Annotated in this window: 30 protein-coding genes and 1 pseudogene; 5 read left to right on the top strand and 26 right to left on the bottom strand. The window is 44.1% G+C overall.

Annotation, left to right across the window (positions count from 1 at the left end; all coding sequences use genetic code 11):
- Positions 1 to 34 precede the first annotated feature (34 nt).
- The 24 genes from BK127_RS19880 to BK127_RS43785 all read right to left on the bottom strand — a co-directional run bounded on the left by BK127_RS19880 (position 35) and on the right by BK127_RS43785 (position 22,008).
- A complete protein-coding gene (locus tag BK127_RS19880) occupies positions 35 to 907 on the bottom strand; it encodes a carbohydrate ABC transporter permease (protein ID WP_076233262.1) in 873 nt (290 codons plus the stop codon).
- Positions 908 to 951: 44 nt separating this feature from the next.
- On the bottom strand, positions 952 to 1,908 hold the full coding sequence (locus tag BK127_RS19875; RefSeq protein ID WP_076233261.1) for an ABC transporter permease: 957 nt from the start codon (positions 1,906 to 1,908) through the stop codon (positions 952 to 954).
- Between the two features lie 88 nt (positions 1,909 to 1,996).
- Entirely contained in the window at positions 1,997 to 3,628 is a 1,632-nt protein-coding gene (locus BK127_RS19870) for an extracellular solute-binding protein (RefSeq protein ID WP_076233260.1), read from the bottom strand.
- 212 nt (positions 3,629 to 3,840) lie between these two features.
- Entirely contained in the window at positions 3,841 to 6,162 is a 2,322-nt protein-coding gene (locus BK127_RS19865; protein ID WP_076233259.1) for a helix-turn-helix domain-containing protein, read from the bottom strand.
- A 177-nt stretch (positions 6,163 to 6,339) separates the two neighbouring features.
- Complete coding sequence (locus BK127_RS19860; protein ID WP_218639017.1) at positions 6,340 to 7,248, bottom strand: dihydrodipicolinate synthase family protein; 909 nt, start codon at positions 7,246 to 7,248, stop codon at positions 6,340 to 6,342.
- Positions 7,249 to 7,456: 208 nt separating this feature from the next.
- The gene (locus BK127_RS19855) at positions 7,457 to 8,071 is read right to left on the bottom strand and encodes a glycoside hydrolase family 73 protein (RefSeq protein ID WP_076233258.1); all 615 of its coding nucleotides are present in this window, start codon (positions 8,069 to 8,071) and stop codon (positions 7,457 to 7,459) included.
- Positions 8,068 to 8,391, bottom strand: a complete 324-nt coding sequence (locus BK127_RS19850; RefSeq protein ID WP_076233257.1) for a hypothetical protein — start codon at positions 8,389 to 8,391, stop codon at positions 8,068 to 8,070. Before BK127_RS19850 ends, BK127_RS19855 begins: the two co-directional genes overlap by 4 nt.
- A 40-nt stretch (positions 8,392 to 8,431) precedes the next feature.
- Positions 8,432 to 8,707: a hemolysin XhlA family protein gene (locus tag BK127_RS19845; RefSeq protein WP_076233256.1), complete on the bottom strand. Its 276-nt coding sequence runs from the start codon at positions 8,705 to 8,707 to the stop codon at positions 8,432 to 8,434.
- Positions 8,708 to 8,794: 87 nt separating this feature from the next.
- A complete protein-coding gene (locus tag BK127_RS19840; protein WP_076233255.1) occupies positions 8,795 to 9,409 on the bottom strand; it encodes a DUF4376 domain-containing protein in 615 nt (204 codons plus the stop codon).
- Positions 9,410 to 9,421: 12 nt separating this feature from the next.
- Complete coding sequence (locus BK127_RS19835; protein ID WP_076233254.1) at positions 9,422 to 12,457, bottom strand: hypothetical protein; 3,036 nt, start codon at positions 12,455 to 12,457, stop codon at positions 9,422 to 9,424.
- A gap of 18 nt (positions 12,458 to 12,475) precedes the next feature.
- Positions 12,476 to 13,117, bottom strand: coding sequence for a hypothetical protein (locus BK127_RS19830; RefSeq protein ID WP_076233253.1), 642 nt, complete (start codon positions 13,115 to 13,117; stop codon positions 12,476 to 12,478).
- The gene (locus BK127_RS19825; protein ID WP_076233252.1) at positions 13,110 to 14,285 is read right to left on the bottom strand and encodes a baseplate J/gp47 family protein; all 1,176 of its coding nucleotides are present in this window, start codon (positions 14,283 to 14,285) and stop codon (positions 13,110 to 13,112) included. The genes BK127_RS19830 and BK127_RS19825 overlap by 8 nt, the downstream gene beginning before the upstream one ends.
- Complete coding sequence (locus BK127_RS19820) at positions 14,275 to 14,634, bottom strand: contractile injection system sheath initiator (protein ID WP_076233251.1); 360 nt, start codon at positions 14,632 to 14,634, stop codon at positions 14,275 to 14,277. Before BK127_RS19820 ends, BK127_RS19825 begins: the two co-directional genes overlap by 11 nt.
- Positions 14,616 to 15,065, bottom strand: a complete 450-nt coding sequence (locus BK127_RS43010) for a Gp138 family membrane-puncturing spike protein (RefSeq protein ID WP_144026507.1) — start codon at positions 15,063 to 15,065, stop codon at positions 14,616 to 14,618. Before BK127_RS43010 ends, BK127_RS19820 begins: the two co-directional genes overlap by 19 nt.
- Positions 15,062 to 15,856: a phage protein gene (locus BK127_RS19815; RefSeq protein WP_076233250.1), complete on the bottom strand. Its 795-nt coding sequence runs from the start codon at positions 15,854 to 15,856 to the stop codon at positions 15,062 to 15,064. The genes BK127_RS43010 and BK127_RS19815 overlap by 4 nt, the downstream gene beginning before the upstream one ends.
- Entirely contained in the window at positions 15,849 to 16,175 is a 327-nt protein-coding gene (locus BK127_RS19810) for a phage baseplate plug family protein (protein ID WP_083689421.1), read from the bottom strand. The genes BK127_RS19815 and BK127_RS19810 overlap by 8 nt, the downstream gene beginning before the upstream one ends.
- Positions 16,176 to 16,193: 18 nt before the next feature.
- Positions 16,194 to 16,637, bottom strand: a complete 444-nt coding sequence (locus tag BK127_RS19805) for a phage baseplate protein (RefSeq protein ID WP_076233249.1) — start codon at positions 16,635 to 16,637, stop codon at positions 16,194 to 16,196.
- Positions 16,625 to 19,009 carry a phage tail tape measure protein gene (locus BK127_RS19800; RefSeq protein WP_076233248.1) on the bottom strand — a complete coding sequence of 795 codons (2,385 nt, stop codon included), beginning with the start codon at positions 19,007 to 19,009 and terminating at the stop codon, positions 16,625 to 16,627. Before BK127_RS19800 ends, BK127_RS19805 begins: the two co-directional genes overlap by 13 nt.
- A gap of 45 nt (positions 19,010 to 19,054) precedes the next feature.
- Positions 19,055 to 19,204: a hypothetical protein gene (locus BK127_RS19795; protein ID WP_179097540.1), complete on the bottom strand. Its 150-nt coding sequence runs from the start codon at positions 19,202 to 19,204 to the stop codon at positions 19,055 to 19,057.
- 31 nt (positions 19,205 to 19,235) lie between these two features.
- On the bottom strand, positions 19,236 to 19,529 hold the full coding sequence (locus tag BK127_RS19790) for a hypothetical protein (RefSeq protein WP_076233246.1): 294 nt from the start codon (positions 19,527 to 19,529) through the stop codon (positions 19,236 to 19,238).
- 49 nt (positions 19,530 to 19,578) lie between these two features.
- Positions 19,579 to 19,974 (bottom strand): phage structural protein, encoded by a 396-nt coding sequence (locus BK127_RS19785; protein ID WP_076233245.1) that lies wholly within the window; start codon positions 19,972 to 19,974, stop codon positions 19,579 to 19,581.
- A 30-nt stretch (positions 19,975 to 20,004) separates the two neighbouring features.
- Positions 20,005 to 21,024: a DUF3383 family protein gene (locus tag BK127_RS19780; protein WP_076233244.1), complete on the bottom strand. Its 1,020-nt coding sequence runs from the start codon at positions 21,022 to 21,024 to the stop codon at positions 20,005 to 20,007.
- Positions 21,025 to 21,036: 12 nt separating this feature from the next.
- Complete coding sequence (locus tag BK127_RS19775) at positions 21,037 to 21,522, bottom strand: phage neck terminator protein (RefSeq protein WP_076233243.1); 486 nt, start codon at positions 21,520 to 21,522, stop codon at positions 21,037 to 21,039.
- A 348-nt stretch (positions 21,523 to 21,870) separates the two neighbouring features.
- Positions 21,871 to 22,008, bottom strand: coding sequence for a hypothetical protein (locus tag BK127_RS43785; protein ID WP_179097539.1), 138 nt, complete (start codon positions 22,006 to 22,008; stop codon positions 21,871 to 21,873).
- A gap of 101 nt (positions 22,009 to 22,109) precedes the next feature.
- Here BK127_RS43785 and BK127_RS44850 point away from each other — a divergent pair, with 101 nt between their 5' ends.
- Entirely contained in the window at positions 22,110 to 22,517 is a 408-nt protein-coding gene (locus BK127_RS44850; protein WP_256711380.1) for an AAA family ATPase, read from the top strand.
- 296 nt (positions 22,518 to 22,813) lie between these two features.
- A pseudogene (locus BK127_RS46080) lies at positions 22,814 to 22,966 on the top strand (transposase); the annotation flags it as partial.
- Positions 22,967 to 22,997: 31 nt separating this feature from the next.
- Here the strand turns inward: BK127_RS46080 and BK127_RS19765 are convergent.
- On the bottom strand, positions 22,998 to 23,756 hold the full coding sequence (locus tag BK127_RS19765; protein WP_179097542.1) for an N-acetylmuramoyl-L-alanine amidase: 759 nt from the start codon (positions 23,754 to 23,756) through the stop codon (positions 22,998 to 23,000).
- 131 nt (positions 23,757 to 23,887) lie between these two features.
- Positions 23,888 to 25,029 (bottom strand): IS3 family transposase gene (locus BK127_RS19760; protein ID WP_256711379.1). Its coding sequence is split into 2 segments (ribosomal slippage): positions 23,888 to 24,765 and positions 24,765 to 25,029, totalling 1,143 coding nucleotides; the frame shifts between segments, so codons are not numbered across the junction.
- A gap of 37 nt (positions 25,030 to 25,066) precedes the next feature.
- Between BK127_RS19760 and BK127_RS19750 the strand changes: the two genes are divergently transcribed.
- The 3 genes from BK127_RS19750 (at position 25,067) to BK127_RS19740 (ending at position 26,158) form a co-directional block, all read left to right on the top strand.
- Positions 25,067 to 25,282 carry a hypothetical protein gene (locus BK127_RS19750; RefSeq protein ID WP_076233240.1) on the top strand — a complete coding sequence of 72 codons (216 nt, stop codon included), beginning with the start codon at positions 25,067 to 25,069 and terminating at the stop codon, positions 25,280 to 25,282.
- A 282-nt stretch (positions 25,283 to 25,564) separates the two neighbouring features.
- Entirely contained in the window at positions 25,565 to 25,783 is a 219-nt protein-coding gene (locus BK127_RS19745; RefSeq protein WP_179097541.1) for a hypothetical protein, read from the top strand.
- Between the two features lie 30 nt (positions 25,784 to 25,813).
- Positions 25,814 to 26,158, top strand: a complete 345-nt coding sequence (locus BK127_RS19740; RefSeq protein ID WP_076233238.1) for a hypothetical protein — start codon at positions 25,814 to 25,816, stop codon at positions 26,156 to 26,158.
- Positions 26,159 to 26,217: the final 59 nt, after the last annotated feature.

Raw genomic sequence — 26,217 nt, 5'->3', positions numbered from 1 at the left:
TATCGGCACGCGTTAGCTGCATTGTCTATTGAGTTTATCCTTTAACTGCTCCCAGCATAGCCCCTTGAATAAAATATTTTTGCACAAAGGGGTACACAACCAGAATCGGCAAAATCGCAATGAACACGACCGCATACTTCACATTCTGGGCCATAACGGAGCTGTTTTCTCCTGCTCCCATCTCTGTCGTTTGCGAGGACATATCACCTTGAATAACGATGTTCCGCACTATAATTTGCAGCGGGTACAGCTGCTTCTCATTCAAGTAAATTAAAGCGGGGAAAAAGCTGTTCCAGTGCGCCACCGCATAAAAAATGAACATCGTAGCCATCACCGGCATCGACAGCGGCAGCACAACCTGCAGCAAGATTCGCCATTCACTGGCCCCATCTACAGTAGCCGATTCATGAAGCGCATCAGGAATTTCTGCAAAAAAGGTTCTCATCAGTATCATGTTAAACACATTGATCGCCGTAGGAATCAAGATAGCCCAGATCGAATTGACCATCCCAAGCGAATGGACAACCATATATCTCGGAATTAATCCACCATCAAAAAACATCGTGAACACGACAAAGAAGGACAGCAGCGCTTTGCCATACAAATGGTTTCTCGACAAGGGATAGGCACAAAGTGTCGTCATGATCAAATTCACGCACACACCCAGGCACGTGTATAACAAGGTGTTGCCATATGCGCGTAGTATCGAAGGATCGTCCAAGACGACACTGTAAGCCTTCAACGTAACCTCAATCGGATACAGGAAGACGTCCCCTCTTTGCACTGACAAACCCGAGCTTATGGATACAATTCCCATATAATAAAGGGGATACACCGTGACAACAATGACCATTAGCATGATCATCACATTCACTACATCAAAAAGGCTAAACTTCTTCAAGCTCATCGGCTGCACCTCCTGATCTAAATACCCGAACGGGCTCAAATGGTTTAAAATAAACGGGTTCCATTCACTCTTTTTGAAATGCTGTTAGCCGATACAATAAGTACCAACGATAGAACCGATTGAAAAATCCCTACAGCCGCTGCAAAGCTAAAGTCTGCGTCTATGAGTCCTCTTCGGTAAACGAAGGATTGGATCACGTCGGCTGTTTCATAAGTAGGACCGCTATATAACAAAATAATTTTCTCAAAGCCTACGGATAACATGTGACCGATCGTTAGCAAGAATAAAATCGTGGCCACAGTAGAGATGCCCGGAAGCGTGATATGCCGAATTTTATGCCACCGATTAGCACCATCAATCGTTGCCGCTTCATAGAGCTGCGAATCAATGGAAGCAAGAGCAGCCAAATAAATAATCGAATTCCAGCCCATGCCCTGCCATATTTCCGAGCTGATAAAAATCGTCCGGAACCATTCCGGCAGCGACATGAAGGTCTTGGCCTCCATACCGAACATGTGAGTAATCTGATTGATCAATCCGGTTGTTGACAAGAAGTTAACCAGCATGCCCGCTACGACTACCGTAGATAAAAAATGCGGCACATACGTGACAGTTTGAATCACTCTTTTAAATAGCTGAACTCGGAGCTCGTTCATCAAGATCGCGAATATGATGGGTGCCGGGAAATAAAAAATCAACGAGTAGACATTGATCATTAACGTGTTGCGTACAACCTTCCAAAAATAAGGATCTGTCAAAAACTGCTGAAAATACTTCGTGCCCGCCCACGGACTCGCGAAGAAACCCTTCATAATCGAGTATTCCTGGAAGGCCATCAAATTGCCAACCATCGGCGCATAATGAAAAATCAGAAAATAGACGAACGGGAGCGCAAACATCGTATAGAGAAACTTGCTTTTATTCAGCTTCTTGAGGGTCCCTGTCCATCTATTTTTGCGGACAACGACGTGCTGGGGCGGCAGCTTCTGGTGATCGATCACAGTTGATATAACAATCCACTCCTTTATTTAGAAAGTAGAAGGAACCAAGGCCCGTAACCTGAGACTTGGCTCCCTCTAGATCTGCTCCTTATTTCACTCTGGCTAGAGCATCATTATAAATTTTTTCGATATCGCTGGCCCCTTTATCCTTACACTGCTTGATAAAGTTATCCCAATCGTTCAAAGCCCCATCGGTCATAATATATTTATCCATATTTTGGGTCATAAAGGCATCCAATTGTGTTCTCAATTGTTTTAATTTCTCGCGCTCATCTTTGTTAAACGGAGGATCGAACGACTGTCTGAAGGCAAGGCCATCGGTTAAAGCCTTCAGATTCTTATCTCCCCATTCGAGGAATTCCTTAGGCTGTGACGCAATACTCGGATTGTCATCCGCATACAGACCCAAGCCCAAATAACCTAGACCAAGCGCAGATGCCATAGCACGGTAAGGATCCGGCTTATCTTTAAACTTATTCAGGGTAGCATCGGAAATTTTGTACGTGTTATTCGCGAAGGTGTAGTCGGTGTTCTCTACGCCCCAGCTCGTCAGCTTCATGCCTTCATCGCTGTACATCCAATCGATAAATTGGATCACTTGATCCGGGTTTTTGATTTTGGCACTGATTGCATAGGATTCACCCAGATGGTCTAATTGGTACACGGCATTTCGTTTAACTCCCTTATCGCTCTCCATCGTAGGTAGCAGATCAAACTTGGCTTCAGGCTCCTTCTTTTGCAGAGCGAGGTTGAAATTCGTTGCAAATCCATTATTGTCCTGGAAGAACAAGGACTTGCCTGAGCTTAGCTTCTCCTGCCAAATTTGTGATGTGGCTGTTGCGTAGTCAGGGTCCAGCAGCTTTTCCTTATACAGCTTATGAAGGAACGTTACAGCATCTTTAAACTCAGGCATCGCCGGGCCAAATTTGTATTGCTTCAGCTTCGGATCGTAGTATACCTTCGTGCCATTAATATTCGTGTAACCGCTGCCAAACCCAAAGGAAATCGGATTGAGCAGATTTTCTGTTCCTGTCAGACCATTCGCGGCGCGGCTTGTGAAAGGGAACGTGTCGGGATAGGCTTCTTTAAATTTCTTTAATACCGTATAAAGCTCCTCGTAGGTTGTAGGCGCCTTCAAATTAAGCTTGGTCAATAAATCAACACGGATCATAGGTACCTGACCTGCCTGAACCGCCCACTTTTGCACCAATGGAAAACCAAACAGCTTGCCGTCAAATTTGTTTTTGTTAATTTCCGGGTGCTCTTGAAGAATTTTTTTGAAATTCGGCATCTTCTCCAGATAAGGCGTCAAATCCAGAAAAATACCTGAATCTGCAAAGTTGGACAGATCATCCTGCTTCACCATAATAACGTCCGGAATACTGTTCGTGGCGATCAAGGTTTTCTTTTTATCATCATAGTTGCTTTGAGGTGTACTCTGTAATTCCAGCTTCACATTTTTCTTTTTCAAAATTTCCTGAACGGCTTGTGAATCGGATACCAATGCCTGAGACGGATGCTCATATCTCATCCATGATAAAACGAGAGGCTTGGCATTCTGGCCGCTATCCGCCGGTTTGGCCGCTTCGGCTGGCTTTGCCGTTTCCGCTGGTTTGGCTACCTCGGCCGGCTTCGCAGTTTCCCCGCAGCCTGCTAGCAGACCTCCTAATAAAGCAACCGCACAGCCCGCCCCTACATATCCCTTTTTTCCCTTTTGCATGTGTCTTCCTCCTTAGTTTTTTCGCAAAAAATAACTTCGTAGGCCTGAACATCCTGTACTCGCTTGTTGACACTTTCAGCATAAGGGCTGCAGACTACCTTTGAATATAACCAAAAGGGAATAACGTAAGCCGTTATTCCTCCTCAGGTTCGATGATTCATTTTTCCCCTATGAACTAAAAAGTCGCTTTAAGCCTGGAGCGTGGCCTCTGTTCAGGCATCCTTGCGATAATGGGCATTCCGGTAATCCATGGGGGATATGCCTTCGTGTTTTTTGAAAATGCGCAAAAAGGTGGTGCGGCTCTCGATTCCAATCTGCTGGGCGATATCGCCGATTTTCAGATCTGTATTCAGTAACATTTCTTTCGCTTTGGACATCCGAATCAAGCTGATATAATCCGTAATACTTGTACCTGTGATTTCTTTGAAAATGCGGGAAATATATTTGGACGAGAGACCTATTTCATCAGCAATACTTTCCAGATATAAATCTTTGGCGTAATTGTTTTCGATATGGCTCGTGATCAGCGAGATGACGGTTACCGCTTTGCGCTCCGGCTTCACGACCGTTTCGGTAATAATTTGCTCATAAAATATGAACAATCGCCGTGTTCGATCTGCCAGCTCGTAGGGGGACATATTTTTGTCGGTCAGCGCCGTATAATCCTCCTCAGTCAGTAGCGAATATGTGCTCACCTGTCTTTCCGTTAAATAACGATTGCCTGTATTGAATAACTCAGTCAACAAAGCACCCAGATAGGTGTAGGAGACACCACGTTCCTGATTGATGCGGATGAGCCCCTCCACTTCGGTAATAAGCAGTTCCAGATCGCCTGATTTCAGAGCGTTCACCACTTTATTTTCATCCAAAAATGAATAATAGTAGTTTTGCTCAATCGCCAAATCGGTGGCATCCATAATCGACATTTCCGAATTTCTTGAACTCTGCATAGCCGTAACGGCATCACTATACGATTTTTTAACATCATTAACCTTACTGTATGGCTTACCGAGACCAATAATGAGCTCGCAGTAGATCATATCGTATTCAAAGGTTTGCTTGATCGTTTCCAATGCCCGGTTGAGCGAAGTACGTTCATTATCGTGCTTGAGGTTAACGACACAGACGTACAAATTCTGATCGTGCTCCATCAAGTAGCTATTCACATACTGCTGCATGATACCCTGTAGAACCTTTTTCATTTTCTCGATAATCATGAGCCGGTCTGCTTCTACGATATCGTGATAAAATCGCTCCTTGTATTGAAAGAGGAAGCAGCAGCATAAGTAGGTCCCGCTCTGAAACCCGATCTCCTCGATCATTTGCTTCATCGGTTTTTTTTGCGTCCAAGGGTTACCCTTAATCAAACTGGAGAAAAATTGGTCCAGCAGCTCGTTCGAATACATGCTCAGCTTCTGATTTGTATCATAATTTTGCTGCACCAACTGGTGAATACGACTTCCGATCACCTGAAATTCATCTCGTCCGCTGCCGATTTGGCTACCTTTTTCACTTTGCAGCAAAATATCTCTTATATTTTTGATTGGATTATAAATGTTGACGCTAAAGCGGAATGAAAATAAGATCCCGATCACGACCAGGCTGATACAGATCCACCAAATCAGGCTAAGAATGCTGGACGATTCATTGTTAAAGGAATGTGTTGGCGTGATAGAATAGTAGTCCCATCCGTACGTGTCTGATGAGATCCGCACAATCATGGACTGGGTTTGGTCGACCTTGGCATATACCGTCTGGACGGGTCCCTGCTCAAAGAGGTTCCTGATCTGCTGAATCGTGCTCTCATTCCACGCGCCACCGTTTAATAGTGTATGATTATTTTTGTCTATAATGACATAGGCCGTCGAGGGGAATAATGAGTTGTTATTCAAGGTTGTCATAATCGACTGTACCGATATCATCGTGACCATAGCAGCCAGCTTACCATTGAGATATTGCGTAGTGACGCTTGGAATGACCATCTTATTCGAGCTTTCCGCATAACGGGAAACCATACTTGGCGGCAGCAGCTCAAAAAAACCGCTCTGCTGAATTCTTTGTCTCCAGTACTCTTTATTGTAAGCGTCCAGATGATACGATTTATCAAAAAATGTCTCGAAATTGATCGCGCCTTCACTTGTATACACTTTTTCATCGTCTATATACAAAAATATGTTATCTATGAATGAACTCACCATATTCTGGTTCGCCGCTATCGCTCGCACAATAAAAGGTAAGCTCGCTTTTTCCTGATCGGTAAGAACCGAATACGGTTTGATCGTTTGACTCACGACATCACTGATAAGTAAATTATTGTTGGTCGATTGGGCCATGCCTAAATAAACATCGATCGTTTTGGAAGATGACTTCAGATTGACAACAAGCTTCTCTGAAACTTCCTTTTTAATCAGTTGATCCACATTAAAAAATACGATCAATCCGATAATTACGATTGGAATTAATAGGGAAAGGAAATATAGCAGAATCTTTAGAAAAAGCTTATTTTGGGTATTGGGCAGCTTGACTCGGTACATAGACATCCCCCCTTTTCTCTCTAATGTAATCGATTTCATACACTCATTATAGGCTGTCTCCAGCTCTAATTACAATAAAAAGAAATTAAAGAGAACCTAGGGAAGATTCTCCGATAGGTTCACGGATCTGTTACGCTATGTATGCGATTGCCGGGATACCATATTATAAACCGATGGTTAATTAGTTAAATCCTCTGTAAGCTTGATCACATAATCGGTCAGTTCTTGGGATATGGCTTCATGGTAAGCATCAAATGGCAATATCGGCTGGCGAACCCGCCTTGTCTTATATATATGTTGTTCAAATAGCAGATGCTTAAAAAAATGAATCGAAATATCCAGGTGCTGATTAGCAAAGGATAATACCGGCAGCAGCCGATTAAATAAGTTCTTGGCCGCATCCCTCTCGCCCTGATGGTATAAGGAATAGATCTTCACGTAGATTTCGTGCATACCTGTAGGCATGAAAGCGTGTACACCACGATCTAGACCTTCGATAAGCTGGCTGACAGCCCAGCCCCCTGCTACATGCAATTGCCCACCTGTCGCCTCGATCACCTGCGAATATTTAACTCCGGCTGGAACGACTTCTATTTTCAAGCTTCGAAAAACGTCAATTTCTTTAAACAGTTTAGTTATTAAAGGTACAGGCAGACCATAGCCTTGAAAGTCCCAATCCTGGAGCATCAAAAAATTCGGTTGTAAATCGGCAATTTCCCTGACACTCTGTTCATACTGTAGATCGTTGTCATAAGGGATGCTTACCAGCACGCCCTCACAGCCCAGTTGAATTAATTGCCTGGCATAACCAATTCGCTGCTCACTCGTCTGTGCCGAAGCACCTCCAATGACGGGTACTTTTCCTTTCACTTCTCCCACTACCGTTTCAACCAGCAGTTTTCTTTCGAGGTCGCTTAGCTTGCCTACCTCACTTGCCATAGCAGGGATAAGAAACCCGGCAACACCGGAATCCAAGGCCACATTTACATTGGTGCGAAGTGACTGAACATCGATGGTGTCCTCCTCGGTAAATGGCGTGTTGAGTACAGTAACAATTCCATTCATGTTCAACAATTGTTTATTCATCCTGCTCCTCTTTTCGTTCAGACTATGGGACTATGAATGAACTCCATCGCTATGAAACCTTACTATTAGTATACGGGCAACATACCCTCTTCACAACAAAAAAGGGCCCTATCCCAATCAATGAGATTAGCCCTCTGTATGCTTGGTTCGTTATACAGTGCACCTGCTTGTTCGCACCTTTTCCTGTGTAACCCTACTCTGAATGGGCCTATTCCTCGGGCTGTCCTGACGCCTTGCGAAGCTCGTTGGCCAAACGGTGGCATTCCTGCCGGGACCCAGGATCATCCACAGCCTCATAGGCTGCTTTCAAAAAAGCGATGATTTTATTGGCATCATTCGGAACTAGCATATAGGGTTCAACCTCGCTTTCTGTATCACATGAGAGATCCCAGTTATTCAGACCCCATTTGTTAATAATCGCAATCAGCTTTGCTGCATAGCTGGGATCTGTTGCGTAACCAGCCGTTTGCAGTGCTTGGGCAGCACCCTCGTAATCTTTATCAGCACATCGGTCAAAAAAACCGGATCTCGCATAACGTCCATTTTCGATTAAAAACTGCGAATGATCCCATACACTACCGATCCAATCGTCATATACACGGAAACCATCCGTCACATTCAGCCAATGACCGTTAATGAACTCCTGTGTTTCCTGCAGCTGCCCGGAACCTTTAATGCCAAACAGATTGTTACCGGGTGCCGCTGCGCCCCAACCACTTTCCAGTGCACCTTGGGCTATCGTAATGCTGGCCAAAATCCCCGTACGCTTCATTTCCTCAACAGCCCAAGGTGCGAGCTTGTCAATAAAATCCTGTGGGTTCATACGCTGCGCTCCCCCTTCTCTTTGGATTCGCTAAGCTCTGGTGGGTGAATGGATTTATTTTGCAAATGCCCAGCCGCCGCTGCCACCAGAAAAGAGTTAGCAAAATTAAGGATATACAGCCGCCAATCGCTGCCGTTCGCGCCAATAGCGAGCTGTGAAGCGAGCAATATTGCGTAAGCAACCATCACTGCGTAAATATCGGTAGGCATCCTCAGCCAGCGATCCACCTGGTTTTTCGTATACTGCACAATAAAAAAAGTCAACAAAGAAGCCCCGCCCATAGCAGACAAAGCCTCCCATGTAAAAAATTGATTTTCCATCCTGTCACTCCTTTCCTCCCGACTCTATGATATACAGCTATCACGGGGTCGTATTGAGGCCTCCCTTAATAATAAAACCGATAATAGCCAGGATGATCGCTCCAATAACGGTAGTCGCCAGCCAGCTGGTCAGCTTATCGATCTTATCCAGCCGCCGATGCGCCGACTTCGTTGACTCCATCGCTTTCTTGGCAATCGTCTCGACTTCTTCCAGCTTTTTGGACATATCCTTGAGGGTATCCATTTTCGTAGAAAGCTCCCGCAAATCAATTCTCACGTTGGTTAGCTGATCCTGAATCTTTTGAGCTTCTTCCATTTATTCTCCTCCTCCTCCACCAACTTTCTTGTGAAAAAAATAGCCCCGCTTGGGTGCAGGGCTGTTGTATGAATATATTCAAAAAGATTACTTAGACCAAAACACCGATTCTATGTCCTCAACGCTGTTGGCAGACAATACTTGTGACTTTAATGTCCAGTACTTGGTTATTAGACTGTTTTTGTGCGTTAGTCCATCGGCATATACTTGTTTAAATTGATTTATCGTATGCGGGACGGGCAGCCCTGATGCTTTCCAGTAGATTTCCTCTGTAACGATTTCAGCCATGATAGCATTCAGCATTCCACCCAAATTGGTCTGTGCTTCGTAGTCAAAATCGTAGGTGTGTTCGTCCCTAAGTGCATTTGAAGTAAACCCGGACAATATAGCGGCATTGCAGGCATTATTTAATACAGATATTTTAGATTGACGAATGTCCTCCAATATATCTGAAGCTGCACGTCCTTCTCCCCATGTCTCTGTGTCGAGATTAAATTGAGGTTTGTAGAGTCCTTCTGGAGGCCTAATCGAGACTCTGTATCCTACTACTATAGGTGCGACAGATTCTGAAGGCTTATCAGCCTCACCTTCTACGTTAGATTCAGGTAACTTGTATAAAGGAAATACACCTGTTTCGTTGTCGTCCACTAATATTACGTCCGTCATATATCCTTCAAGGTTGATTATGATTGCTTCTTTCATGGTAGGCCTCCTTTAAAGTGGTATGCGAATACTTTCTAACGATGCAAATGTATATCCACCTGCTATATATTTAACTTCACCATTAGAATAGATATCGATTCGTCCCATCATATCTGATATGCCATTATGTGAACTAACAATAATCGTTCTTTCTTTAGTTGGTCGATATTTGGGTGGCAAAACGAATATAGCAGTATTAGAACCCGAACCTAATCCACCTTTAAATTCTAATACGTTTGTATCTGTAAGACGATAGGACACAGCTTCCCATTGTGTCCTATCGAAATTTACCCAACCATTCAATAATGTAGGCTCAATCCACTGTGACTGCGCCTTCTGTGCCTGCGTATTCTCCAGCACTCCCACCCTCGTAACCACATCCGCTTGATTCGTTGCCAGCGTATCGACTACCGTTTTTAGGTTGCTTGGGTATTCTCCTTGAATGGATTGGACGTTGCTTGTAAGGCTGTATTGCTCTGCGATATATGTGACTGTGTAGGCAGCAGATTGATCATAATTAGTTGCCTCGATCCAAGCACGGTTTTTACCCTGCGGTACGGCTGTATCAATGTGCCATTCCTTGTCCAACAAACCATTTTTATAAATCGCAAGTATTCCATTATTGCGGTATTTCAGTAAAGCCGCTGGAACATTGCCAGTTACTTGCATATTAGCAAACGTGTAATTCGGTGGGCTGGCTCCGTCACTTTGCGGATTCAATCGCTCTCTAACAATCATCCCATTGCCAACATCAACTTGATTCAGTCCTTCGTGCAGCGTGATATCGCCTTCTACAGCAATTTCCTCTACTGTCGGGTTAGCTAGTTGGTATTGGAGTTTGTAGGGTTTCAAAATTTGCGTTATTGGTGTAACGTTTGCAGAAGTATACCATTGTGAATCTAAAGGAACCGATCCGATCGAATACCAATACTTGTTCCCTGATCCCATGTATGGGGCTGGTGACGATGTGTTAGTTGACGACATTTTCCACCCATAAAAATACGCCTGTACCTCTACATTTGTCGGATTGTAAGAATCGCCCCATCCACTATCCGTCATGGCAACGTCCAAATACAAGTTACCATCTGCATTCAGTACTGCTCCATCAATTGCACCGATAGCACCAAGAACTTTCCCATCGTATTTAGTTACTTTTTGTGAACTAGCAATAACACTAGTACCTATGTTTGCGGCCACTCTTTTATATCCAGTAGCATTATTAGGGTTCGACCACGGCAAACTCCCATCCAAGTCCATCGTCTTGAATCTTGATAGCTTCCAATACTTTCCGTCACGCTTATACAGCGTATCGTAAATCGTGTTATCCATGTTAGAAGCAAGCTGCACGTTAGGGAAGAATAGATAATCGTCAGCATTGGGCTTGAAAGGCAGGGCTGTTGTTCCAAGGTTGAGCATCGGATTAGTCACGGTAAAAGTGCCAGTGCCCGTGGAATTTCCGTAAAAAACGAGTGCATACGAAATGTCGCTACTTGTTACGAATGTGGCTGTTTTGCTTGTTGACAACTCTAGGATTAACTGACCGCCTGCCGACGCAGTACCATCAACTTTAGTTTGATTGATAAAGCCTTTGAATCCAGCACCCAAAGGAGATTCCAGAGATAAAGTGTACTGTGTGTTCGGTAATAAATTGACTCGCCCATTCGCAAGAAATTGGTTCGTCGCTGTAGTTGTCAAAGAAACCGAATAAGGCGCATTGACAGCAATCGGAACCAATGCTCCCAGGGAAGTTTGGTTAACCTCAGCTATAGGCGGCAGCAAGTTTTCCCCACTCTTAATCAAATACGGATTCCTGATCGTTTTCATATCATCGACATAAGCATATTTGTCCGCAATCCATTTATTGCTTGAATCTAATGAAAAGGTGGCAGGAGGAAGAGCATTATATTCCGCTTGGGTAATCTCGTATAGACGTACATCATCGCCCGCTATTTTCAGCCCTACCGCTGTGGCTCTGGCAAATACTGCAAAGGTAACGTTTGTATCACTTATAGTATGATTAATCCGTCTGCCTATAAGTTGGATCTGCCCATTCATAGGAACCTCGTAAGTCGCTACACCGGGAAAATCTATCCCACCCATGATTCCAGATGTGCCTTTTATAGCTGCTATGCTGACATAATATTTACCTTGTTTGAAGGCATAGGTAGCGGTCGAGCTTACACTCGCAAAACTTGCTGTTGTAGAAGTAACTTCTATTGCACCCACCCCGTTAGTCAGTGGTGCAACTTTTGCCATAGTCGCTTGGAAAGTGGTAAATCCACTTGTATCCTCACACCCCCCATTCCTACCCAACAAGTTAATCAACGTACGACCCGTGATATTCAGCAGGTTATAAGGTGTATTACGAGGCACAGTCACTATCTGGTGGCCATAACCAAGGTTTAGCGGTGTGGCTGTGGGACTTGTGGAAACAACAGAATCCACGTAAGCAGTCGTAGCTATTTGTGTATTATTAGAAGCTACCGTAGCCGTAGGTGCAGTAGGCACGCCCATAAAAGCAGGGGAAACCAGAGATGCCTCTGTCTGCTGAAAGGTTAACGCTGTAGAACCCAATATTACTGTACCGGTATTGGTCATTCTCCATAGAGTTTGTCGGCCCACCGTACCCTCACGAACAAATACCTCAATACCATTGGCAAGCTTTGCTGACGTATCGGTATCTGCTGCGCGTGCCCAAGCTCCAGCTTTTACGACATAGATACCATTTTGGCTGCCTGTACTTTGATTTTTGACCAAAATGCGATCTTCGGCAATAACGGCAACACCATTAATCGTTTGGGTTCCAGACAAAGTGATATTCTCCGTAGTTCCAACACGAACATCAGATTTCACAGACAGCGATTGTATGGAGGTGATCTCAGCAGCCTTCTCCTGCAGCTCCTTTAAAGCCTCATATGTCCTGTTCTGCGTCCAGTTCAGCCAATCAGCAGGCGGCTTCTCACCGGGTTTCCAGCCTTCGTTGCGTTTTGTCAGAGGCGGCTCGATACCGGCTGCTTTCCATTCAGGTAGTTCTTTATTAAAAGCCATGCTATCCACGCTCCTTGTTTATATAGGTAATTCCGTTTCTACAGAAGGGGTAAATACTGCGCCTAACGTACCCCCTGTAGTCTGATCGATATCGGCAAAACCGACAGCGGTATCCAACTCAAGCTCTTCACCACTGGCTAATGAAAAGGTCCCCTGCAGCTCAACCGCATCCACTCTTACACCAGCAGCAACAGTTCTCTGAATAATACGTGCAAATTGCCTCAAATCGATTTCCGAATCACTAATCCGACTTAATGGAAGTCGCAGCAGTGAGATCGCAGCAGGCTCAGGCTCCAAGGACTCGGTATATTTCTCCTGAATTTCAATCTCCGAATATTCAGCTTTGACAGCCAAAGCTATGACGCGGATTACCGTATTGATGTCTCCCCGCGATAAATTCCGGGCGATTTTGGTTTTGATCAAGATCCGGTATACCTGATCCGATGCCGCTCCTCGCGGTTGTGCAACATTTTGGCCTATACCATCCAGCGTTGTGCCCTCAGCCAGATCAATATCCCGCCATTGTTCCATCGTATCCAAGGTTTGCAATAAGTCATTCAGCTGATCATTTATGATCGACAGCAGCTTGCCGATGTTGCTCTGCGGGCTTTTGTTGTAATTATCCGTTAATAGACTCAGCATATCGCGGACACTAAGCATGACTGACCACCTCAATATCACTGTGAATCACCTGAGCTACCTGATTGCTGGAAATCGCAATATTGTCCGATGTATAGCCACCAGCTGCTGCCATTTGCAGACTCACGTCCTCAACACCCTCAACTTTGTAGATCGCGCTAATCAGCTTCGTATAAATGACGTCATTTCCCATAGCCAAGCCGCTGTATAACGATCCATCGCTGTCCTCTCCGCCAATGTACCGAATGACAGCCGAACGTATTTGTGCTTTTCCATCTGCAGGAAATTGCGCATTGGTCCTGATGTTCGCACGTACATGAATGGCAACCTCCACGGCATAGCTGAATTTGATCGTATGAGGGGCTCCAGACAAATCGGTCACAGTCCGTGACACGCCACCGTAGGACTCAATGCCAACAGCCTTCGTATCCAAAATACTTTGTGCAATCGCATCCGCATCGCCTCCCAGCACATAAGCCTCAAAGCTTTTACCTGGTCGCCCTTCCGCATCTATGAGCAGCGAAGTGTTTTCAATGATCGTCGCAGCACGAACACCGGGAACACGCAGCAATGCACCTCTAATCGAATCCAGTGTACCTGCCCCGCCTCCAGATACAGAAAGTGTGAACCGTTCGCGGAATTCGGGATCGGTCTCTTTTTCCCTGCCGCCAGCAGCAGCTACAGCATTCGTTACTGAGGTCACATTCGGATTTGGATTCACAATTTCAATAATCGTTCCCGCTGCCACATTACCGCGAGCTCCAGCGACGGAAGCACGAATAGCTCCAGTTCCCAAGCCTGTCCCATCGAGAGTCACACTGTTTACTGTTGTGAAATATATCCCGGTTTGAGTACGGACGGAAAATCCGGCGGGAATCGTATACCCTGCTGTCCCGACAAAATTCACGGTGCCCGAAGCATACTGCTCGGCAATTCTTGTGATCCCGACATGAGGTCCAAGACGATCCTGCTGGACACCCTGTGCCGTATTAATATATGCGGAAAAATACACATCCTCCGCCTTCTCCCAAGGCTTACTCAGAAACCAGGCAAAGATGCGCAGCAAAATGCCCAAAGGTGATCTCTCCGAGGTATTGACGGTTTCCCCATAGGCTTCCCGTGCTTTTGCTTCCATTTCGACGATCAGATCGGCATACCGTTTTCGTTTAAAGCCCTGACTATCCAACATCCTGAATCACCTCGCCCTCTACTTTTTGACCATCAACAGCTGTTGCGCTAAACCGCACATCTATCGTCCGGTTTTTGGTATCATAATCAAAAGCGATTTTATCGACCGTCTTAATACGAGGCTCCTGAAATAAGCCCTGCCGGATTTGCTCGCGCATTTCCTCTTCATTTAAGTTTTTCTCCAGAAAGGCTTTGAACTTGATCCCCATATTCGGATTCAAAAACCATTCGGCTTTGTTCGTACCAAGCACATTTTTTACACACTGGGCAATCTCTTCCTGTCCATTAACAACCACAAGCTCCCCCAGCTCCATAACCAGGTCTCCATTGATTAGTTTAAAAGACTCCATGGCAGCACCCCCACAATAACAGCATCATTTTTACTATGCCTGCGCTTGCTGTCCGGCGAAGCAATCTGACCTGACAGCGTATTTTTGATTTCCACATCGGCACAAACGACCAGAACGATGTCACCCGCCATCACATTCGGTATACCGATCAAATCGTGCTCCTTCACAGTTACCGTCCGTTCAACTCCATTATCAATGATCGTCAGCTCATGCTCCCTCACTGTACTTTTCTGACCAAGCATAGGTACATTTTGGATTACCGCTGGCTGCATATCACCTGCACGAACCAAAGGCTGCACAACCGCCTTGCAGTTGACCCGATCAAAGGAGATCACTTTACAAGGAAAACTTACATACAGATCATTTAAGGCCTTGTCCAACATTCCGGAAATAAAAGCATTCGCAGCACTTCCCGCATCTACGACACTCATGGATAAATCCCCTCCATCTCCGTTACAAAATCCGAACTGCTGCATTTGTGCGAGCCCTTGCGGATATGCAGCTTTTTAATAGAACGCTTGGCAGTCAGCTCAACGACAGAAGCGGTTGTGATGAGATGCTGCAACTGGGATTTGATTCTCATGCCTTTGAGCTTGTCCTCACCATCGTCAAATTCTTCAGGCTGACCGATCATACCGCTGTCTGCCGACAAATAAACGACGGTATCATTTCCGAGACGCAAGTTACGAATATATAACTCACCCTTGTTGATATAAGCACTTGTTCCGCAGTCTGCGGCTATTTTTTTGATAATATCGGTAATTTCCCCGGTGGCTGTGTAACCATCCTCGTAATTCATATCTTCATTTAAATACATCTGGGCAACTTTAATACCGAGTTCTTTTGTCATTTGTTTGAGAATCGTGCTTGCCTTTGTTTTTTCAGCAAAAGCAAGATCGTTTACCTTACGATCAGACATTTTCTCAGCATCCAGTACATGGATCGTGGTAATTTTATCTACACCGCTGTACTGCGTTGAACATTTGGAAATGTTACCTTTCAGAATGGTTCCTGTATTTCCTATATAACCGGCGTTAATGATAAGCTCTTCTTGTAGCTTGAAAAGATTTATGGTTGTATCTGTAAGATTGTAGATTTTAATCTCACTTTCATTGGGCAGCAGATCATTATCGAATGGGACGGTAAATTCTATCGTAAATTCCTCGCTGGACAAGACCTTAGACCCCACCCGTATTTCGACAACACGACCGAAATTAACCATATGCAGCCTCCCACTCGACCACACGCAGAAATACAGTAGTTCCCAACGTATGAGCGTTGACTTCCACAGATTGCCCCGATGCATCAAGCGGAATTAGCCCTACCTTCGGGAATCTGGCATCCTCTATATCGTGAAATAAAGGCAATCCGTACAGCAGCTTTTCGCCATAAACCAAAGGCTCTTTATTTTTATAAAGATCGACAGTAAAAAAATCGAAACCGGGGTTGTAATGAAATTCCATCTCATAAAGCGTACCGGCAAGTGAAATCTCAAAACGGTATGGTATTTTTTGTTTATCGATATTAATGATTAATGCCAATAGTATAACCTCCTAACGCTACTCATTCGTCGTTTCAACCGGTTGTTGTACCCCTGATACAGTAACCGGAGCCGTTTCCGTGCTGACAGGAAAAGATTGGCTGCCGATTTCAGCTGTTCTGGCTATGCGCACTTCCTTAAGACTAGCGGAAAAGGACATACCATCGGCTATCTGGTGAGTGTGTGTACTGCGAAAGCTGGTCAGAATTCCATAAAATCTATTGCGCCCCTCGTATACGACAAGAGTACCGGTTTCCATCAGATTCAAAATATTTTGCCGGATTTGACCCGCTTCTTGAGGATTCTCACTGACAATGATTCCGCTGATGTTCATCGTTTTTGCTTTTGATCGCACATGATCCATCAGGTCAAGTCCACTTTCAACCGGCTGCTCCGTGACCTCAATTTCATAAGAAGGATCTTCCGTTTCGACCAATATATGAATACCATTTATAGTTGCCATGATTGAACCCCCGCAATTCCTTGCCTGCGTGCAGCGCTTTCGAATACTTCCTGAATCGCCAGCTTGACCCGCTCGGCAATGTCTTGGGCATTGGTTCCGCTGCCATCGCCGTTAAGTGTGATATTGATGATGGGATTGATTTCTGTGCTTGCAATGTTGGTTGGACCAACAGCAGAGCTATTATAAAAGGACGCTGCTGGCATGGCAGGAGCCTTGTTAGATGGTGAAACAGAACCTAAATCAGAATTAGATGACAATGTTGATAAAAAACCGGTATTCTCATTGAGCATCCCAGTATCGTAAGGAGTCGTAACTGCTTTTGCCACTTTTTCTGATGAGCTCATTACACTACTCTCACCATCTTCAATTCCGTTTGCCAATCCTTCAGCTGTCCAAAAGCCAACCTCCATCATTACTTTTGAAGGGGATTTGATACCAAGAAGATTTTTAAACACAGATATCATACTGCTTCCAATCGTAGTCAGTGCACCCAAAACTGCGGGTCCAGCGTTCAAAATTCCATCCTTTATTCCAAGCATGAGGTTATAACCGATTTCGGACATTCCAGTAAAGAAATCAATAAAAAAAGTTTTTATACCGACTAATAATCCTTGCACAGTGGTTTTCAGTGTCTCCCACGCTCCTGCGAAGTCACCAGTAACAATTTGCAATAGGGTCTTAAAGATACCTGAGCCATAACTGACCACAATACTAAATATATTGAATATATTCGTAAAAGCCCAAGAAATCATATTCCATATATTCGAAAAAATGATTTTAACTATTTCCCATATAACTGTTAGTTCCGAAATAAATATTGCACTAATAATGGGCCAAACAAATGCTACAATTTGTAGAATATAAGGCATTATTGAATTAATATAAACACTAATACCGGCAAATACCCCCATTACATAGTTGAACACAACCATTGCTACATCTCGAATACCAAACATGTTTGTTTTCCACATGTAACCTAATAGAGCTATTTCAGCTCCAATGAACACAACAGCTGCGATAAATGGCAATAAAGGGGAAATAGCAGCCCAACCAGCAGCAGCGACACTCCAAAGTGCTACAGACAAAGCTGTACCAAATATCACAGCCACTACACCAACTGCAGGACCTAGTATTTCAAAGTGATTTTTCAAAAAAGTTATTGCATTAAAAACACCATTTATGGCATCTGTCATCTTAGTGCCCAAAGTATCGATGAAATGATTAATAGATGGCATCATTTTGTCCAAACTGATCGGTAAATTGTTCATTGCTTGTTCAATAAGTGGAAAGGCTTTATTAGCCCACTCCATCAATTTTTCACCTAATGGTTCAAGCGATTTGGTTATTTTTTTCTTTAAAACTTCAAATTTATCACTCAAGGTTGCCGTATTATCGGATAGCTTGTTAATAATATTCTCAGAATTTTGCATATCCTGAAGAATGGTTCCTAATTCCAATCGACCTTCACGTATAGCCATTGCCATCGCTGGGCCACTTGATTCGCCAAAAGCCGCCATCGCCAGACTAGATGCTTCAGCACTCGTCTCAGCCTTTTTAATTTGTTCTATCGTTAACTTCAAAGCATTTCCGGGATCCGGTATTTTTTGGGAAGACATTTTATTAAGAGCTGAAGAGAAGGATCCTAAAACCATGTCTGCGTCCAAACCTTTACTTGACCATTGTCCTATCAATCCAGCACTGGTATCGAAGTCATAACCGAGCTGACGCATCGGGCCACCAAATTTAACCATCTTATCTGCAAGCGTATTGATACCTAAACCCGACTTTTGGGACAAATAATATAATTTATCGAACATATCCCCACCTTGATCGGCACCTATATTCCAACTCTGCATGGCACTTGTAAGTGACGCGGATATTGTACTGGTGCTTACCCCAGTTAGAGAACCAAGATTTAAGATTTTCTCTGTCATATTCTCCAAAGTATCTCCGGTTGCACTCGTCCTTCTATGAATATCTGCCATTACTGTTGCTACGGTATTCATCTTATCTGGAACTTGAGCTCCGATTTTTTGATAACTTGTCATTAAGTTCTTTAACTCATCTCCTGTAGCACCTGTACCTATTTTCATAATATTAAGAGATTTTTCCGATTCAATAGCTGCATTCCAGCTTGAAATGCCAATTTCTTTAAATGCTGAATATATTCCAGAAGCTGCAATTTCACCAAGACTAGTCATTGATTTTTTGAACTTTGAAAAGCCAGACTCCGCCTTGTCTACGCTTTCCTTAACTTCATTCGTAATCTGGATAAATTGATTAAGCTGTGAGTTAATATGTGTAAGATTATCTATTTGATTAATTTGACTAATTACGCCACTTGAATTTGCAATAGAAACAACATTCGCCATATTCCCCTCACCACCCTTCCCTTCAAAAGAACAAAGAAGCGTCCATCAGGAACGCTTCTTCGACTTCTCCATATTTTTCTCCATCATCTCGATGTACATATCGAGCGCCGCATTGGCTTCGGCCAGATCGTCCTGGTCCATCTGGTTCAGCTCGCTATAAGTGATATTCATATCACTCAGCAGCAGGCGCCACATGCCCCAGTTGCGTTCCGCCCGCTGACGCGCTTCACTCCTGGTTATGGTCATCCGAGGCTTCCTCGTCTTCGCCTTCAAGGAAACGGAAGGAGGCCGCAATCACATCGTTGAATTCCTTTTTATCGCTGCCAAAATAATCCCAAGAGATTTTCGGCTCAACGATGACATTCTTCATCATTTCCTCAGCAAGCTTCTCTTCCTGCGGAACTCCGAACTTATTTTTTACACGGTCGCTGATTTGTGCCGCTGCACGCACGCCCGGGAATTGGAATGTATAGGCTTTACCGCTGCGGGATGTATAGTTTTTTTGTTTAAAGTTGCTCATGTATCCATCACTCCTACTCGTATTGTTATTGATATGCGAATGGCTAATCTTAAGCTAAATTAAGATCCATGGCCTGGAATTCGTATTCACGGTCCTCGGCATCCTTGCCGTACTTGCGGTCAGCCTGCTTTTTTAGAAAAGCCTGCGTTACCGTGGTCGTTTGCTTCGGCTCGTTGTACGAAATGATGCTGATTGGAACCAATTTACCGGTATTGGCCAAGCTGTCAAGAAATGTAGTCTGCGGACTTGTTTGCTGCAGCGTGATTTTGATTGTGCCCAAGCTGTTATTAATCTTGGTGCGCACCGCATCACCCATTGCACCGACCTTGGTATCGTAATTATTTTCATCCTTGGAGATTTCCACCATGCTTTCGCCAAGTCCAGTCATAAACACACCGTCTACGGTAATTGATACGTACTTCGGATCATAAGTTGTTGTAGCCATTTTTATTCCTCCTCATAATGATATTGCTTCTTAAAATTGGATAACTCCATGGATCGTAGCATCATGAACAGCACCGGCAAGCTCGAAGTAAAAAGAGCCATCATTGTAGCTGCGAGCCGCACGGTCGGCAGGGTCTACTTCATCGCGGGATTTGAATGTCGTTCCATACAGGCCCAAACCATCCTCGTCACTGGCAATAATGCCCTGATTGTGCGCACGCTGAAGCACGGTTTTGACTACACCCTCGATTTGGGCAATACCCGCTGTGGTGTAAGGAACCTTTGGTGTGCTGTTCAACAGCTTTTGAACTCCATATTCGATCGAAAACTTTACATAGTCTCTGGCGTGGATAATATCGATATATTCGGCATCGACCACCCGGCCTTCTGTCGTTACCGCATCACCGGCTTTGGAAATATAAGCGTTCGCACCCAGATTATGAATCGCCAACAACTCACTGCTGGACAGCTCCAACGGCTGAATACCGTTCAACTTCTTGAATTTCCAGGTGATGCTGCCTACAGGTGCGGAGCCAGCCGCTCCAACCCATGCCGCTTCCGGATAATTGGTGATCGTCGTATGATAGAGAACGGTCGTACGTGTATAATTTTTGGCCTTGATTGCCGCCAAATCCGTCAAGCTTGACGAGCGAGTGAAGAACTGATGGGTTCCATCGGCTTCAATCTCATCGGCAACAGCCAGCACATCCACCTTGGCAGCAGAGGTGCTGATCAGGAAATACCAATCTTTATCCAGAACAGCCTGCAAGCGTTGAACCAGTGTTTCCTCAGACTCGCCTGTTGTCGAATTGCGGCAAGTAATAGCAATCACGGAAGGTGCTTGATCACCTTGGGCAAAAATCGCCTGTGCCGCTTTATATTCCTCTGTGGTTTCGATAAAATCCGCTTTGACACCCACCAAATCGGTGTATTCTTTATATTCGGAACCACCTGCTTTTGCTCCGAGAATAAGTACCTTACCAAATCCTAAACGCCCTACGGGCTTTTGAATATCGATGACAACCGTTACGTCTTTTTTTGAGTTGACCATGTTAATTCCTCCCTATTTCCAATTTACTGTTTGAATGGTTCCTTGATTCATATCCACTACACTTGCGGTGCGGAAGGTCACATACAATTGACTCCTACGCTCCCATACCCCTTCAATAACCGTATCGCGGTTTTTAAGCTTTCCAGCGTTCACGACGACCAGATCGGCCCCCTGCTTTAAAACATCGTGACCGACGATACGGAACCAGTCGTGCATCCGAATCGCATTCGTCCAGCTCTCCAGCTGTTGGTTCGAGCAGGAATTCAAGCTGATGCGACAAGTAGGCTGCTCCGTGTACCGCTCCATCACTTCTTCAGTGCCAGCTGCAACAAGCGTCATGGCGGGTGTACTACCCGGATATTTGATGGGTCCGGAATAGCTGTACGTGATATACGGATATTGTGATTGCCTTACTTCATCCACCTGCACAACCGGTATACCAAGATGAGCACTCAAGCCATCGGCAATTACCGTTTGAATCAGCTCCAGATCAATCATGGACACACCTGCCTTCCACTTGATAAAGCCGACTTGTGAGCCATCTGTTGTTGAACGCGGGTGAACGCGACTGCTGTCGGCAACTTTTTTTCTTACTCGTCAACTTGGGTTGCTCCTTTCCTGATTCGGCTCTTGCTGCATCCTGCATGATCATGCTTTCGATTCAAAATAAGAACACTTGTTCGTATTTTGTTCTCATTATTAGGTGGCAATCGTAAGGGGCAGCTTACTAAAACTCTCGTGCAAGCCGATGATGATTGCTTTTACATGACATCAAGCATGCTGATCGCCTGTACTTCCGCATTGCTTCGCCTGCACGACCTTTTTATTCGCTGTCTGCACATAGCCCTACACAGTTCCTTTCTTCACGCCCAGCAATTCTGCGATCTCACTCAAGGAATAGCTCATCCCATGATGATGCTCATAACATTCATCCAGTAGCTGTGCTTTATCCCGCCACAGACAAAAGATTGTGCATTTTTTCACAACTTATATTATTAAAAATCCTGTCTTGACATCTTGTAGCACTTTAGATTCCAAGCTGACGCCGTGCCACTTCTACAAGTGCTTGCTGGAGCAACTGGCATGTGAAGCGAAGTTTTATCGCGGTGACGCCAGGGCAGTTGCATCGTGAGATTGAGCTGATGCGTGAGTTGCACCATCTGAAACCTTGCGTAATTGTGGACGAGGCACCTTTACTGGATCGGGAGATGCTGGAGGAAATGCGGTTTCTGCTAAATGTTCGGATGGATTCGGAAAGCCCGATGGCGCTGATGCTGGTCGGGCAAAGCGAGTTGTGGGATCGCCTCCGGATGCAGGCGTATACGGCCATTCGCCAAAGGATTGATGTGCAGTGCCGGCTGCTTCATTATGATCGCGCCCAGACCGGGGAATATATCGACAGACACCTTGGCTACGCAGCAAGTGAACAGGCGGTCTTCTCGGACAGCGCGGTGGACGCGATCTACACCTTTTCCAGTGAACGGCCAGGTTAATCAACAAGATATGTACAAGCTGCCTCATCTACGGTGCGGTCAACCTGAAGCGAATTATAGATGATCATATGGTGAAACGCGTCATCGAGGGGGAACTGGCATCACAGAGCCCTGGCTGCCGATGGCCTATAACCGAGTTGCAAACGGCTGAATGGTTCATCTGGAGGGGCGTCCGTATCCGATCTATTGTGGGGAGTGGCTAGAAATCCGTATCCTCGAAGACAGGGGCATCGCTTGTCGTTTGGATATTGACAAACTGCACCTTCTTTCTCTGGTCAATTTACGTTGTCTGTAACAATTACCATCAATTACGTTTGACTAACGCTGCTGTTGAAGGACAAAACAATAAAATCAAAGCCTTATAACGTCGGCACTATTTTACCCGAAACGCTCAGTGCTACAAACAACGTATTTTACTGGAATGCAACAGGGAGAATCTTTGTGTTTAACTTTGTCAACCACAGAGTTTGATGTTGAGCCTTATTTATCTCTTCTTCTCTCGTCTATGAGCACTTTCAACAACAGTAAATCTTTATAGACTAGTGTCTTATCACGAGCAGCTTGCACCCATTTCCAATCTGTTATGGTTTGGTCGTTATAAGCATCACCCAAATATTTATCCAATTCGTCCCATGCCCATTGATCATAATCTAAAATTTTATTCATTTCATCTTCCTCCTCAAATTGTGTTTCCTTTTGAAATGTTTCATATAATCTAGCCCATGGAAACATGATACCAGGGCAAAATTCTTTCCAACTGTGAAGCTGAAAATGACCAATTACATGATAATCATCTAATGGAAAATAACACTCTTGGCCCCACTTATCCACTATGTAATCTCTAATATACTGATGTAGCCACACCGAAGCTTGAAACTGCTCCTCAGATAAATCACCATCAGTTCCTTCATGTTCAATTGAAACTGTCCAATAGTTTGCATTCGTATATTTCTGATCAATCCATACTTGAGCAGGATATTTAGACATATAACTCAAACTTGTGCCATTTGCCCATGCAAAACGTTCGATTTCTACGTATTGGTGTAGTTCACCCTTTCTTGAAACTCCAAAATGGGCACTTGATACTGCATTACCTGAAGATGTAAACCATGAGTCCATACTGCTCATTGTGCTAGCCGAAATGTGGTTGACTATAACAAAGGGTACAAACCCATCTCTACCAGAGGAGTTTGTGTATTTATTTCCCGACCAAATAATTTCATACATTTTATTTTTCACTTCCTATTATTCATTTTTTACTTTCATCTTCTGTAGGCTTTTTAATCTGACTATAAGCACCACTCGCCATTAAAGCTTGACCTTGCCCTGAAAAAGTAGACACGTAGAAAGCCTCAGTGAACCCAATTAGCCTAACTTTCTCCGACCAGGAATGGCGGGACATAATCGTTGGAGGAATGCGTTCTCCGACGGTTGTAAAAGAGCTCGATATATTCAAACACAGCTTTCTTAGCCTCAGCTCGCGTCTTGAATGTGTAATCATTGAGCCATTCCATTTTCAACTTTCCCCAAAAGGATTCCATTGGAGAATTATCATAACAGTTTCCTTTGCGACTCATGCTGCAGATAAACCCGTTCTTCTCAAGGAGTTTCTGGTATCCTTTACTGGCGTATTGAACGCCGCGATCAGAATGTACAATAAGTCCTTTGGATGCACCTGTGCGGCCAATTGCCTGCTTCAGAGCAGCACAGACAAGCTCTGTCTTCATACGACTATCCATCGCCCAACCTACGAGTTTTCGGCCATGTAAATCCAACACGCCAGCGAGATAAAGCCATCCTTCAGCAGTTGCTATGTAGGTAATATCACTCAACCACTTTTCATTGGGTTTGCTCGTTGTAAAGTCCTGGTTCACGATGTTATCTGCAACAGGCAGATTGTGGTTTGAATTTGTTGTTGCTTTGTATTTCTTTACCACTTTTGATCGGATCCCGTTAGCTCGCATTAACCGCGCAACACGGCCGCGACTGGCTTTCTGCTCTGACGGTAAATTCTTAGTAATCTGTGGTGATCCATAGATTCTGCGACTGTTTGTGTGGATGTCTTTTATCGTATCAAGCAGCTCTTGGTTCGCTTTGCTACGTTTGCTTTCCGGTCGCTTGATATGAGCATAATAGCCGCTTCTTGAGACGCTAAGTGCCTGGCACATCTTCGCAATCCGAAACTCGAAGCGGTGTTCAAAGATAAATTTGAACCTCATTATTTCTGATTTTTCGCGAAGTAGGCTGCCGCCTTTTTTAGAATATCATTCTCTTCCTTGAGATCCGCTAACTGCTTTCGAAGCTTACGTACCTCATCATCTTCAGCCTTAAGGTGACCACTGCCTGGAAACGCACTGTCTCCGTCTTGTTTATAAAATTTCACCCAGTCTCGGACTGTGGTGTAATGAACATTCAGTTCCTTGGCCGCATCCGCAAATGTCGTTTCGCCGGCTAGTATTCGCAATACAACCTGTTCCTTAAATGCCTTATCAAACTTCTTCCGTTGCCCCATAGTATATCCCTCCACTTTTATTATAGAGGTTTTCTATGTGTCTATCTATTCGGGGCAGGGTCATTCTATTGAAAAAGGACATGGCTCCAAAATTATAGATGAATTTATCACTTTGTCCAGAGAAATAGAACTTCCTCTTTCTCTTTATTCTGAAACTAAGCAACTGGTAGAATATTATCAGCAGTTCGGCTTTGTAAATTACGGAAAACAAGGAGTTAATAAGGAATTTCTGATGCTAAGAACTCCTGTATAACTCATTGTGCGTTATAAATGAAATTGAGGTTTTATTAGGAGATGTGGGATGCGTTGAAACGAACTTGCACAGGCTGTCGAGCATCGAATTTAATGGGTTTGCCTTATTACCGATGTGAGTTAGGTTATAAAGTAGATAAAATGAAAGGAAGACCATTAGAAGAATGTCCTAAGCCTAAAACTTATGATGAATTGATTAAGCTACCAAGAAAAGATTAGATGAAACTGAGATTTTAATGCGAAAGGAAAGTAGATAATGTTTAGTCATTGGAACTATCGACTTGTGAAATACAAAGTCGGCAATGAAATGGCTAATGAAGATGTCTACGAGGTATGTGAAGTGTATTATGAAAATGGCGAACCTAATAGTTTTATTAAGGATAAGAACCCTTATAATCAGGATAGTGTTGAAGATATTCGCAGAGCACATGAAAAGGTGGCATCGGCATTTGAAAAGCCTGTATTGTTATGGGATGAGATAAAACTAAATGAAATAGAGTAAAACGGATATTTATAAGGAGATGTTGAAACAATGTCAGATAAGGTATGGATTGATTTAGATGATGTGCTAGAAAAACTTCAAGACAGCTCCAGGTACATATATGTTGATTTAGGTGTTCAAGTTGTTTATCCAACTGAAATAGTCGCTCTTTCCCGAGAACTTAGCCCAAGAAAACTTAAACGTCTTCATTTGAGTGTTATGGAAAATGGATGGCAAGATATTTGTCCTGCCGACCTGAGCTTATTAAAGATTCCTGATGGGAGATACGCTGTTGATGATGGAGGAAATCATCGTGCTTATATCAGTAATGAACTTGGTATTAAAGAAATAAAAGCAAGTGTTGGCACCTATATTGAACTATATAAGTTGAACTAAAATTGTTCAGTAATTTGGTCGCTTTCTAAGCGAAGGCATAGGCGATCTATAATTGTCGG

Source organism: Paenibacillus sp. FSL H7-0331, from assembly GCF_001956045.1.
Note: the sequence above shows the minus strand (reverse complement) of the source record. Positions and strands in the feature narration are given on the sequence as shown.